At 43.7% G+C, this 11850-nt stretch carries 10 protein-coding genes and 8 tRNA genes; 8 read left to right on the top strand and 10 right to left on the bottom strand.

Annotation, left to right across the window (positions count from 1 at the left end; all coding sequences use genetic code 11):
* Nucleotides 1-3: 3 nt before the first annotated feature.
* The 10 genes from JHD44_RS14195 to JHD44_RS14240 are packed head-to-tail and all read right to left on the bottom strand — an operon-like array spanning nucleotide 4 to nucleotide 10681.
* Entirely contained in the window at nucleotides 4-372 is a 369-nt protein-coding gene (locus JHD44_RS14195) for a response regulator (protein ID WP_199463426.1), read from the bottom strand.
* 9 nt (nucleotides 373-381) lie between these two features.
* Nucleotides 382-1140, bottom strand: coding sequence for a ParA family protein (locus tag JHD44_RS14200; RefSeq protein ID WP_199463427.1), 759 nt, complete (start codon nucleotides 1138-1140; stop codon nucleotides 382-384).
* Entirely contained in the window at nucleotides 1140-1391 is a 252-nt protein-coding gene (locus tag JHD44_RS14205; protein WP_199463428.1) for a hypothetical protein, read from the bottom strand. The genes JHD44_RS14200 and JHD44_RS14205 overlap by 1 nt, the downstream gene beginning before the upstream one ends.
* The gene (locus JHD44_RS14210; protein WP_199463429.1) at nucleotides 1382-4195 is read right to left on the bottom strand and encodes a chemotaxis protein CheA; all 2814 of its coding nucleotides are present in this window, start codon (nucleotides 4193-4195) and stop codon (nucleotides 1382-1384) included. Before JHD44_RS14210 ends, JHD44_RS14205 begins: the two co-directional genes overlap by 10 nt.
* The gene (locus JHD44_RS14215) at nucleotides 4192-4563 is read right to left on the bottom strand and encodes a response regulator (protein ID WP_199463430.1); all 372 of its coding nucleotides are present in this window, start codon (nucleotides 4561-4563) and stop codon (nucleotides 4192-4194) included. Before JHD44_RS14215 ends, JHD44_RS14210 begins: the two co-directional genes overlap by 4 nt.
* A gap of 12 nt (nucleotides 4564-4575) precedes the next feature.
* Nucleotides 4576-5430 (bottom strand): CheR family methyltransferase, encoded by an 855-nt coding sequence (locus JHD44_RS14220; protein ID WP_199463431.1) that lies wholly within the window; start codon nucleotides 5428-5430, stop codon nucleotides 4576-4578.
* A 2-nt stretch (nucleotides 5431-5432) separates the two neighbouring features.
* A complete protein-coding gene (locus tag JHD44_RS14225) occupies nucleotides 5433-6053 on the bottom strand; it encodes a HEAT repeat domain-containing protein (protein ID WP_199463432.1) in 621 nt (206 codons plus the stop codon).
* A 19-nt stretch (nucleotides 6054-6072) separates the two neighbouring features.
* Complete coding sequence (cheB, locus tag JHD44_RS14230; RefSeq protein WP_199463433.1) at nucleotides 6073-7179, bottom strand: chemotaxis-specific protein-glutamate methyltransferase CheB; 1107 nt, start codon at nucleotides 7177-7179, stop codon at nucleotides 6073-6075.
* A 6-nt stretch (nucleotides 7180-7185) separates the two neighbouring features.
* Entirely contained in the window at nucleotides 7186-8736 is a 1551-nt protein-coding gene (locus JHD44_RS14235) for a chemotaxis protein CheW (protein ID WP_199463434.1), read from the bottom strand.
* 34 nt (nucleotides 8737-8770) lie between these two features.
* Complete coding sequence (locus JHD44_RS14240; protein ID WP_199463435.1) at nucleotides 8771-10681, bottom strand: methyl-accepting chemotaxis protein; 1911 nt, start codon at nucleotides 10679-10681, stop codon at nucleotides 8771-8773.
* A gap of 365 nt (nucleotides 10682-11046) precedes the next feature.
* On the opposite strand from JHD44_RS14240, the gene JHD44_RS14245 reads away from it, so the two are divergent.
* The 8 genes from JHD44_RS14245 to JHD44_RS14280 all read left to right on the top strand — a co-directional run bounded on the left by JHD44_RS14245 (nucleotide 11047) and on the right by JHD44_RS14280 (nucleotide 11835).
* Nucleotides 11047-11123 (top strand) — tRNA-Pro (locus JHD44_RS14245).
* Between the two features lie 13 nt (nucleotides 11124-11136).
* A tRNA-Thr gene (locus JHD44_RS14250) sits at nucleotides 11137-11212 on the top strand.
* A gap of 35 nt (nucleotides 11213-11247) precedes the next feature.
* Nucleotides 11248-11323: transfer RNA gene (locus tag JHD44_RS14255), tRNA-Thr, on the top strand.
* A gap of 22 nt (nucleotides 11324-11345) precedes the next feature.
* Nucleotides 11346-11421: transfer RNA gene (locus JHD44_RS14260), tRNA-Thr, on the top strand.
* Nucleotides 11422-11449: 28 nt separating this feature from the next.
* Nucleotides 11450-11525: transfer RNA gene (locus JHD44_RS14265), tRNA-Thr, on the top strand.
* Nucleotides 11526-11551: 26 nt separating this feature from the next.
* Nucleotides 11552-11627 (top strand) — tRNA-Thr (locus JHD44_RS14270).
* A 28-nt stretch (nucleotides 11628-11655) separates the two neighbouring features.
* A tRNA-Thr gene (locus JHD44_RS14275) sits at nucleotides 11656-11731 on the top strand.
* 28 nt (nucleotides 11732-11759) lie between these two features.
* Nucleotides 11760-11835 (top strand) — tRNA-Thr (locus JHD44_RS14280).
* Nucleotides 11836-11850: the final 15 nt, after the last annotated feature.

Raw genomic sequence — 11850 nt, forward strand, 5'->3', positions numbered from 1 at the left:
TTATTAAGAACCAGGCAGTACTTTTTTAATGACGCTTGTTAAGTCTGTAGGGGATACAGGCTTAACAAGCCAACCGGTTGCCCCAGCAGATTTTGCTTCGACTTTTTTGGATTCCTGCGATTCAGTGGTTAACATTAAAATGGGTTTGAAGCGCATGCTGGCATTCTGTTTTATCTTTTTGATCAGCTCAATCCCATCCATGCCTGGCATATTCAAGTCGGTAATAACTAGGTCAGGGGCATAACTGTCAATCAGTGCTAGGGCTTTGTTGCCATCAGTCGCTGTTTTGACATCAAAGCCAGCGCGTTTTAAAACACCCTCCATGCTCATTAACATGGTCATAGAGTCATCTACGAGAAGTATTTTCTTCATTGCGTTCTCCTAATGAATCACTAAATCTAGATCATGAGCGAGCATGTGATAATCCATCGCTCCACGGCAGTTGGGAGAATAATCTTGGATCGGTGATCCAAGTTCGAATGCTTCTGCCAACCGTATATTGGTTCTGATTCCTCTAAGTAGTTTGTGCGATCCAAAGCGATTTGACAGTGTGTTTATTACTCTGTTTTGTAATCGAATGTGACGATCTTCCATAACAGGTAACAAGCCCATGAGTTTTAGTGAAGGGTTAAACTCCGTTGCGATTTCTTTAAACAGCTCACTCAACTGCATGATGCCGTTCATTGAAAGTGCATGAGGAATAAAGGGGATGAGCACCCAATCGGCGCAAACTAATGCGGAAAGCAATGCGTTACTTAAGGAGGGTGGAGTATCAATCAAAATAAGATCAAATTGATCTTCCGGAAGAGATTGTATGCGTTGCTTTAACTGAGTGACATCATCAACCAATTTTGATTCGTTAAAGTTTAAGTCCGCAGGCAGTAGCGAAAGAGATTCAAATTCTGTTTGTATGATTACCTCAGGCAAATGTATGTTTTGGTCGTTGATGAGTTGATGTACTCCAGCTTGAGGTTTGGTCATGTAATCAAGGCCGAGTAACCCTAAAGTCGCATGTCCTTGTGAATCTAAATCCACCACTAATACTTTTCGCCCTAGCTTCGACCATTGTCGTGCTAGGTTAACTACAGTGGTAGATTTCCCCATTCCTCCTTTACGGTTACACACTGTAATAACTTGCATTACTCTGTCTCCATCAACACCTCAATACTGTCGCTCCAGAGCCTTTTAAAAGAAGAGTCTTCTGGAGATACAGAGACCGTTGGGCTGTGGCACAGTATTATTTGAAGTAGAGCTGTGTGTATATGTGTCGTTTGCTTCAAATTTAGTTTTCCTTTTGGGTGGTCAATAAGCCACTGTAGTAGTTCATCGCCATCTTCGATGCCACAAACTCCTTCCATCACAACGACATTTGTTTTGTAGGTTATTGGCATGATAGCAGCTCCTTAATGTTCAGAATCAGTAAGACACGCCCGTCGCCCAGTAGGGCGGAACCTGAATAATAGTTATATTGAGACATGAGACCAGCAAGCGGTTTTTGCACGATATCAATCCCTTCGTGGAATAGATCGATCTTAAGCGCAATGTCTTCCCCATTCAGGTTCATTATCAGTAGCGGAACTTCTTCTTCGAATTGTGTCTCAGGTAAAGCAAGTAGGCTGTGTAGCGATAGAACTGGAATGACTTTATCGCGTAAAACAATTGCTTCTCCTTGTTTTATGCGTAGCAAACGATCGTGCGGCACTTTGACGGTTTCAACAATATTCTCCATCGAAATGCCAAAGCATTGCTGCTGTACCTCAACCATCATCACGCGGCTTACGGCCATCGTTAGAGGTAAGTAAAGACGAATAGTGGTTCCTTTTCCAAGTTCACTGTCGATGGTGACTCTACCGCCAGCTTGTTGAACGAGGCCGTTGACGACATCCATACCAACACCACGACCAGATAAATCAGAGACTTGTTCTGCTGTTGAAAAGCCAGGAGCAAAGATCAAATACAAGGCTTCCTGGTCTGTAATTGTCTCAAGCTTTTGCTCGCTGATGATGCCTTTTCGATAAGCGCTTTGTTTAAGTTTTGCAGGGTCCATACCACGGCCATCATCGTCTACTTCAATGATGACTTGATCATCTTTAGGTATGGCGCGTAGGTAGAGGGAACCCTGGGCTGGTTTGCCTAGTGCGACACGTTCTTCTTCGGTTTCAAAGCCATGATCTAGGCTATTTCGCACCAAGTGAATGAGAGGGTCTGCTAGGTTCTCGACCACATTTTTATCAGCCTCAGACTCTTCCCCTTCTAGAACCAAGCGCACATCTTTATTGAGTTTGCGAGATAAGTCTCTAACGAGGCGAGGAAAGCGCTGAAAAATAGTTGAAACAGGCACCATGCGAATCTGCATCATAGTACTTTGCATGGATTCAGCAAGACGATTAATGATGGCATATTGGCTTTTTATTTCTTTTGCTAAAGCGCGAACATTGAACTCATCTTCGGCCTTTTTCGCTAGGTATGGCAGGCTATTTTTGGCAACTACCAATTCTCCTACTAGATCCATCAGAATATCTATTCTGTGCTGATCAACTTTGAGTACCTGCGGTTTTTGATTATGAACAGGCTCTTTAGCCACAGGTTGAGTACTAGACAGATCTGTTCTAGCCAGCTCAGATGTACTGTCGCGGTCGCTGATTGGTTGCTGTAAATCTATAGGAGAAGGGGCAGGACTAATAAGAGAAGTTTGATCTAGTGCCGATTCATCCGCTGCTGCTTCTGATTCATGGGCCCTCAATGCTTGTTCTTGTCGAACTAGAGTGGCAATGTCTAACGTTTCTTCAGCATCATTTTCAGTAGACTCTAATGAATTAGTTTCCAAGGGAGACGTTGAGTCTAAGAGTGAGCGAATGAGAATGATAAGAGGGTTTGCAGATTGTTCCTGTTTTGCTTGCTGGCAAACATCTAATAGATTATTTGGTATGAACTCCTCGGGTAAGGCATGATTGAAAATACGTTCAACAGAGTCTACGCGGCCTTCTAGATCGTCACTGTTGCTGAATTCTAGCATCCTAGCTTGCGTAGCTAGCAACGTTTTGACGTCATTTGACAAATACTCTTCTTGAGGGCCTGTATCGGTAGTGGTGGTGTCCGCATCTGTTTGATGGCTTTCTGTTGAATCGCTGTTGACTTCAGATTTTAAAGAATAATCAAATTCCCCCGTTTCAATTGCTGTAAACAGCGCTTCTATAAGAGGCTTCTCTAAAACCTCTTTTTCAGCGATTGCTTTAATCCAGCGCATACATGAAATTTGATAAACAGAAGGATTCGCAAGCTCAAGGATAGGTGCGATCAGATTTGGAATATTATGCCAAGACTCCTTATCAATGTGGGTTTTAAGTTCCGGCAAGACATCACTAAATAAGCTTTGATCATCACTCCACTGTCCCTGTGGGAAGGCTAACCAGCACATGTCGAGCGGGCATAATTTGATGTCATCTTCCACATAACGATAATGGTCAATAAGTGTCTCTTCATCTGCGCTGGAAATAACATCGAAACTAAGCTGACACTGGTATGGATCCAGCGAATCAATCGTTGGCCACTTTGCTACTGGTACAATGCGTAAATGCTGACAGCTTGGTGTTAACCGAGCAGTATGTAACGGATCGTCGCCAGTGAAGAAGCAAGATTCCTGAGGCGTGTATCTTAGAAATGTTAACTGATCAGCGTTTTGGAATATGTCAAAACGCTGCTGGTCAGATAAGCAGCCAAGGCTACTTTCGATTTCACTATAACCCAAACGATGAGTGGTTTGATGCGACTTGGTTGCAAGGCTTAATTCATCGCACTCTTCTTTATGTTCAACTGGAATCATCTCAGATAGGGCTAAAATATGAGGCTGAGCTTTGTTATCCGCATCAGTATTTAACTCTCCAGTTGCTTCAAGCTCGTCAATCCAATCCGTGATTTGATCCATAGCGCTTAACAGTACATCAATATGATCAGAGTTGAGCTGTATTTTGCCGGCACGTGCCAAGTCTAAAACGTCTTCTGCAACATGCATAAGGTGTGTGAATGCGCCAAGTTCAAATAACCCAGAAGAGCCTTTAATCGTGTGCATAGCGCGAAATAAATTCTGCATCACCGTTGGGTCATTCGGGCTCTGCTCAAGTGATAGGAAGCACTGGCTTGCTTCTTCCAAGTTATCACGGGATTCGGAAATAAAGGATTCTAGCATCGGGTTCATTCTGCACCTCCTGTTAGAAGCTTAGTAAAGGTCTGTATAGCTTCCATCCGGACAGGTTTAATAAAGTAAAAGTTGGCCCCAGCTTCGTAAGCTTTGTCGCGATCAGACTCTGTTTCTTCTGTGCTAATCATGATTGCTGGTGTTGCCTTTACCGCTGGAGTTTTACGAATCTCCTCGATAAAGGTATAGCCATCCATTTTTGGCATGTTGATGTCCACAAGAAATAAATCGTAAGTGTCTTGTGACGCTTTTTCTAATGCCTCAACACCATTGCCTGCTTCTTCAACGTGATAGCCAAGGCTCTCCATCAGCTGACGGTGATACATGCGAACGGTTGTGGCATCGTCAACAATTAGAATTTTCTTCATGGAACCTATCTCCTATTCAATCGGCTTTTGGTAGGCAAGGGCATCTTTAAACTTGCGTATCTTGAATAATGATGAAATTCGACTCATTGACTCTGAATGACCAAGGAATATATAACCGCCTGGTGATAAAGCGTCGTACAGCGCTTCTGCAACATTTCTGCGTGAATAATCATCAAAATAGATCAGTACATTGCGACAAAAAATCAGGTCAATGTCGCGATACTTTTGCATGTCTTTTTGTTCGTTTAAGTTTACTTTTGAAAAGTGAACGCAGCTGCGTAAATCATCAGTTGCCTGATAAAGTCCAAATTCTGTTTTATTGAAATATTTTTTACGTAAAGCAGGGCTTAAGTTTTGAACGGAACGTTCGTTGAAGATGCCTGCTTTTGCTTTTTCTAGAACCGAGGAATCGATATCTGAAGACAGTAGTTCTACATCTACGTGATTGATACCAGGCCACTTTTCCATTAAGTAAATGGCGATGGAGTAGGGTTCTTCACCAGTACTTGAAGGTACTGACCAAATCTTGAGCTCCGTTTTGTTCTGTGTGCGCACAATTTCATCCAGCAGCTCTTCCACCATGCAATCAAATTGGTGAGATTCACGAAAGAAGTAAGTTTCATTGACTGTCATGATATTGATGAGCTGTTGTAGTTCTTCTCCAGATGCTTGAAAACGCATTGAAGTAAAATAATCTCTAAAGGAATTTGAGCTCGTTTTTTTTATGCGTTCAACCAAGCGTTTATCCACAAAGTAACGCTTACTGTCTTCAAATCGGATACCTGTTTTACGATAGAAGAAGTCTCTGAAGCGCTCGAATTCGGCATTCGTAATTTTGATGTCGATCTCTTTACTCAGCGCAGCCATAGTCAGTCCTCGCTCAGTCTTTTAATGGCAAGATTTACAATGAACTCTATGTACGGCTCATTTGGAAATCGTGCTAACACAGATTTCATGGCTGGTAGCATTTCTGGTGTACCAATTTCAGTGAGTCGATCAATGGCGGTGGCTACTACATTTACATGTTTGTCATGAAGGATGACATCCAAGAGCCAGGTTGGAGAGTCTGGATGCGCCAAAGTCTGTAAAATATCAATAGCGAAAATTCGTACATCGGAATCTTGATCGTGCAGCAAATCATTAATGTAGTCACCGATTTCGTTTGGCATGCCTTGTAAGATTTCAATAACGCCGTTCCGAAGAGCTGCATTATCCGAACGAAGAAAGGGTAAAAGTCCTTCAAGCACTCGGTGACCACCAATGCACTGAAGGCTCACAAGAATGGCCCCCTTTACACGTATATTTGATTCTCGTGCGAGAGTGTTTAACAAAGCAGGCGCAGAAACAGGAAACTCAGCTAACGCACGAGCTGCCAAACGTCGATCTTCTGGACTGGTACTGTCAATTAAGCGAAGCCAATCTTGAAGACCATAAGCTGACTTTTCGCTAGTCGTAGCGGTTGCAACAGTTGCTGCTTTTTTAAGTACCATTTTTGTTCTCCTAGAGTGGTCACATGACCCACTTCACAAGTTGGCTGGCAACCTTGTGACATGGCAAAATACAACTTGCACCATTTGCTTTGATCAGTTCTTGAGGCATACCGAAAACAACGGCAGTCTCTTCGGACTCGGCAATGGTTAAAGCACCGTTTTTCTTTAGCTGGGCCATTTCATGTGCGCCATCATTCCCCATTCCTGTGAGTTGAACGCAAACAATTCGTCCAGCTTTCACTGCTCGACCAGCGGACTCAACCATTCTGGAAACACTTGGGTGCCATAAATGTTGATCTGAGGAGGGGGCTGGTTGTGCCATAAGTTTGTTATTGCGTCTGATGATCAACACATCGGCATCACCTTTTGCTATGTAGACTTTACCCGCTTCAAGCTCTGTCATACGTTCAATGTGCTCCACTTCTAGCGCCACTAAACCATTCAGGCGTTTTGACAAATTTTTTGTGAATGTGGCCGGCATATGTTGAGCAATCACAATGGGAGCCTTGAAATTGATAGGAAGCCCCTTGAGCATTTCTTCCAATGTGCTTGGTCCCCCCGTCGACACACCAACTACAACCAAATCAATCTTCTCAGATGCCGTTGGCGCCTCGATGCTCACAACGTCATGTTGAGCGTTGTCTGCATGATCTTGTTTGCGGGTAGATTTTTGATCTTTGACAGTACGTGTTTGTTTAACTTGAGGAGGGGGATCAAGTTTGGGACGTTTAATTCGAGCTCGAAGCGCAATACGCACTTTGCTTAATAAATCAGGAAATGCTTCGTTTATATTGAGTGAAACCGTTCCGCTTGGTTTGCAAACATAGTCCACTGCGCCGAGTTGAATCGCCTCAATCGTCGCCATAGCACCGCGCTTAGTGAGTGAGGATAGCATTACTGTAGGGCAAGGATATTGCGTCATGATATGGCTTAAACACGTCAAACCATCCATAACGGGCATATTAATGTCTAACGTAATGGCGTCCGGTTTGAAATGTTGGACTTTATCTAAACATTCCTCACCATTCCGAGCAATTTCTACTCGATAGCCCTGCTGACGTAAAAACTCACCAATGTGCTTACGCATGAGGGCTGAATCGTCGACGACTAAGATCAGCTCATTCATGAATAATTACTCCATTTGACCTGCAACAATATGTTGTTCATCTGAATTCAACAGCTCTCTTGCCGAGAGGATCTGAATGATTCGGTTATTTTGTGAAAGATTGACAACCTTACCTAGCATACGATTTTGATCGTCAGACAAAGGCGGTGCATCTTCGATTTGACGTTTAGACAAACGTAAAACTTCAGATACGGAATCCACCACAAAACCTGTTTTGATGGCGTCAATCGTGACAACCAAAATGCGCTGCCTGTCAGTACTTTCAGTTCGCTCCATATCAAAGCGTGTACGCATGTCGACGACAGGTAGAATCGTGCCGCGCAAATTGACCATGCCGTCGATAAAACTTGCAGTCTTGGGAACTTTATCGAGCTTGTCTGGAATGCGCGTGATCTCTTGAACATCCTCAATACTGATGCCGTATTCTTGATCAGAAAGTTTGAAAACCACCATTTGTTCAGTGTCGCTATCGAGTTCGATATGAGCTTCGCTTTTATCCATTAACTGTTCCTCTTGCTGAGTTTCCTCAAAGGCTCTTTGAACACTTGGGTACTGGAGTAGGCTTTCTGGGCGTAGCACAGAGACCAAGCGCTTTCCATTTTCAAGTCGGCAGATCTTTTCGATGTCATCGCAGTTTTGAGTATTTAAAAGCTTGGGAACGTCGCCTTGATCTTTTGTTGTGACTCTAAGAACTTCTTTAACACCATCAACAACGAGTCCCACACAATTTGAACGATGACGGGAGTTGCTCAGATTAACCACTAGAATTCGTTGGTCGTCGTGATCATCGCAATCGTACATACCAAACAATGAGCGTAGGCTGATAAGAGGGAGAACACGTTCTCGTAGATTAATAAGACCTAAAACATGACTGTCGACATTGGGAACTTTTGAGATGTCATCTGGCAGGCGAACAATCTCCTGAACAGACTCCAGATGAAATGCATATTCTTGTTCGTCTACATTAAAGCTAACGAGCATGTCTAAGTCTGCTTCGGCATCTTCGTCAGCTAGGTGTGCAGTGATTGATGTAGCACTGTTATCCAAATTACCAATTTGTGTTGCATCAGCAACAATGTCTTGAAATTGAATTTCTACACACTGTTTAGGTAAAAGAATTTGGATGAAGCCTTGCCCGTCATTCGACTGGATAACGCCTTGGAGCAGCTCCGCATCAATACTGCTTTTTATACTTTGCGCATTTTGAATGTCTTGATCAGCAACGCCGATGACCCGAGATACTCGATCTACCATCAAACCAACGTTTGAACCGACATTAACGACTAATATCCGTGAACTGTCAGTCTGCTCAACTGCGTTTAAACATAGAATGCCACGAAGGTCCAAAACAGGGAGGACATGCCCACGTAGATTCGCAAGTCCAAGAAGAGCGGAAGAGGTAAGTGGCACATCAACCATGCCAGGTACACGTATTATCTCAACAACATCTGACATAGGAAATGCGTAGCGCTCTTTACCTATGAAAAATGTGACGTACTGATTTAATGATTCTTCAATTGACTCATTGCCGAAGTCAGCCAGCATTGCATTAGTCATAAGAACCTCCTATACAAATGTATAAACGATGGGCTTAGACGTTTTGCAACTCGTCTGCGACAGATGCAATTTCTTCAATAGACATAGATAATTCTTCTGTACTACGAGACTGTTGTTGAGCAGCAGTTGCGCATTCTTCTGCCGCCGTACTAGCTTGCTCAGCTGCCGCAGCAATTTGCTCCATGCCCTTTACTGCTTGGCTTACAGCTGAAGAAATCTCTAGTGCTGTACGTTCAACCTGAATGCTATTCTCTTGGACAACCTGAATATCGCTTTCGATTTTGCTTAAGTCTTGTGTAGATTGAGCAGCTTTCTCTACTTCTTTTTTGGCGCTTTCAGAGGTATCTGTAAGGTCAATACGTACCCTGACAGTTTGGTCTCTGATTGCTTTTACTAGATCTTTAATTTGATCCACATTTTCAGCTGCTTCATCGGCTAAATTTTGAATATCACCTGAAACAACGGCAAACCCTTTCCCATATTCACCAGCACGTGCGGCTTCAACTGCACCGTTGACAGCAAGCATGCTTGTTTTGATAGACACAGTAGTAATGGTATCGATGACTTTATCAATTGCGCCAACCATTTGCTCCATCGATGAGATCGCCTCTACATTGCTCTGCGCTGCTTCTAATGATGAAGTGATACCGTTAATCATCTCATCGACACTGGACTTATTAGTATTTAGCAACTCTTGGATTTTAGATACCAGCTCTAGAGAGGTTTTCGAGCGATCAGATGCAAGCTCAGATCCTGTCTCTAATTGTTTCAAGGCAGCAGCAGACTCTTCTGCGGCTGCGGCTGCTGTTTCTGCTCCACGACTGATTTGGCTGATAGCAGCACTGATTTCACTTGCAGCGCGGTTGATTTCTTCTATAGAACTAGACAGTTCTTCCGAAGAAGATGCTACGTCTTCAGCGCTTTTTGTAATATCAGCACTATTTTTAAGATCGTCCGCCACACTTTCTAAATCTTGTGAGGATTGTTCGGCTTGAGTTAGAGCAATACCTTGCTGCTCGATGGTCTTAACCACTTGCTCAGCTGCTGCGGATTGTTCTTCTGCAGCGGAAGCAATTTCTTCAGAACCTTTTAAAATATCGCGGCTCGCGGCAAACATTTGATCAGCGCTGCCAAGAAGATCCACCGCAGAGCCACCGATTTGTTTAATATCAGAAAGAATGCTTTGTAGTTGAGAAGTGACGACTTTCCCTTTTTCCACTTCTTCTAATGCAGTCGTAGCAGAATCTTGAACGGAATCACTAACTTGACGAGATTGCTCTTGGATTTGTTGGATCTGATCTGCGATATCAAGGGCGCTTTTTTCAGACACTTCCGCAAGGGAGCGAACGGTATCTGCTACCACTGCGAAGCCTTTACCATGTTGGCCTGCTCGGCCTGCTTCTATCGCAGCATTGAGTGCTAATAGATTGGTTTGATCCGCAATGCGTGTAACCTGTTTAACTGTCTCACCGATATTGCTGGCCAGTTGCTCGAGTTCAGACATCATTGCAACGGAAGCGGTTTGTTTATCACTCGCCATACCAATGTTTTGAACTAGATTGGTAATTTCATTAGCAACATGTTCTATCAGTGTTTGCAATACATCAGAGCGATCTTTAGATTCGTTAATCATTTCTTGCTGGAGTTTCAGAGATTGGTTGACCTGATTGATTGCTGCCAAGCTTTCTTGACAAGAGCTACTGCTTTGCTCGGCACCCGCTGCAATACTTGCGGAGGCTTTGGACAATTGTTCTCGGGCACTGCTTGCTTCGGTAATGGCGCTGGCGAGTTCAGCTGTTGAGGCAGCAATTCTTTCCGCCGCCTGCTGTTGCTTAGCAACAGTACGAGCTTGTTTTCGTTGTAACTCTGCTCTTTTAGCGGAAGCCGCAGCATTGTCTGTTAAAGAAGGGGAGGGACTAGCAACAGTAGACTTTTTAAGGGCCATAATTCGATCTCCGAACTCCAAATGTTCTTGATTCTCGTTTGATGAGAAAGCACCAAACAACGTGGTAATTTGAAGGTTAGAGAATTTTTAAAAGGCTTATAGTGTTTTACTGTTGCTCAAATGTGGTCAATATGTGATCAAAATGTGTTTGTTTGTAATTTGAACAACAAGGCTTTGAACCCTTGATACTATTAGGCTTGTTAAATCATATATTCAACTTTCCTATATATATAAATAAGTTAGACGTCATTACGCACAATATTAATATCTAAAAAATATCCAAAAAATTGAAAAAAAATCTTTCCTTTTGGTTTTGTTATAGTAATATACGCACCCGCTGACAGGGGCAGCGCCCAAGTTAGTAACGGGGCGTAGCGCAGCCTGGTAGCGCACTAGCATGGGGTGCTAGTGGTCGCAGGTTCAAATCCTGCCGTCCCGACCAGACAATTTGATATGCCGCTATAGCTCAGTTGGTAGAGCACCTGACTTGTAATCAGGGGGTCCCGAGTTCGACTCTTGGTGGCGGCACCATTTAGTTTGGTTAGACAATTTGTAAAAGCGTTTAAGCCGCTATAGCTCAGTTGGTAGAGCACCTGACTTGTAATCAGGGGGTCCCGAGTTCGACTCTTGGTGGCGGCACCATTTAAACACTTTGGCAAGATTTGCCGCTATAGCTCAGTTGGTAGAGCACCTGACTTGTAATCAGGGGGTCCCGAGTTCGACTCTTGGTGGCGGCACCATTTAAAATTTGTTAGTAAAAGCGTTTATGCCGCTATAGCTCAGTTGGTAGAGCACCTGACTTGTAATCAGGGGGTCCCGAGTTCGACTCTTGGTGGCGGCACCATCAAATTTGATGATTAAAACGGTTTTGCCGCTATAGCTCAGTTGGTAGAGCACCTGACTTGTAATCAGGGGGTCCCGAGTTCGACTCTTGGTGGCGGCACCACATCAAATTGATAGTCAAAACGGTTTAAGCCGCTATAGCTCAGTTGGTAGAGCACCTGACTTGTAATCAGGGGGTCCCGAGTTCGACTCTTGGTGGCGGCACCACCTAAATTGACTGTGTAAACGTATTTATGCCGCTATAGCTCAGTTGGTAGAGCACCTGACTTGTAATCAGGGGGTCCCGAGTTCGACTCTTGGTGGCGGCACCATTACTGCAAATGATA

It is taken from the genome of Marinomonas ostreistagni, from assembly GCF_016461785.1.
Taxonomy (GTDB): domain Bacteria; phylum Pseudomonadota; class Gammaproteobacteria; order Pseudomonadales; family Marinomonadaceae; genus Marinomonas; species Marinomonas ostreistagni_A.

Bases quoted from the DNA above. Each gene is read 5' to 3' on its own strand.
- JHD44_RS14195 (WP_199463426.1), bottom strand. From the start codon at position 372: ATGAAGAAAATACTTCTCGTAGATGACTCTATGACCATGTTAATGAGC.
- JHD44_RS14200 (WP_199463427.1), bottom strand. From the start codon at position 1,140: ATGCAAGTTATTACAGTGTGTAACCGTAAAGGAGGAATGGGGAAATCT.
- JHD44_RS14205 (WP_199463428.1), bottom strand. From the start codon at position 1,391: ATGCCAATAACCTACAAAACAAATGTCGTTGTGATGGAAGGAGTTTGT.
- JHD44_RS14210 (WP_199463429.1), bottom strand. From the start codon at position 4,195: ATGAACCCGATGCTAGAATCCTTTATTTCCGAATCCCGTGATAACTTG.
- JHD44_RS14215 (WP_199463430.1), bottom strand. From the start codon at position 4,563: ATGAAGAAAATTCTAATTGTTGACGATGCCACAACCGTTCGCATGTAT.
- JHD44_RS14220 (WP_199463431.1), bottom strand. From the start codon at position 5,430: ATGGCTGCGCTGAGTAAAGAGATCGACATCAAAATTACGAATGCCGAA.
- JHD44_RS14225 (WP_199463432.1), bottom strand. From the start codon at position 6,053: ATGGTACTTAAAAAAGCAGCAACTGTTGCAACCGCTACGACTAGCGAA.
- cheB (WP_199463433.1), bottom strand. From the start codon at position 7,179: ATGAATGAGCTGATCTTAGTCGTCGACGATTCAGCCCTCATGCGTAAG.
- JHD44_RS14235 (WP_199463434.1), bottom strand. From the start codon at position 8,736: ATGACTAATGCAATGCTGGCTGACTTCGGCAATGAGTCAATTGAAGAA.
- JHD44_RS14240 (WP_199463435.1), bottom strand. From the start codon at position 10,681: ATGGCCCTTAAAAAGTCTACTGTTGCTAGTCCCTCCCCTTCTTTAACA.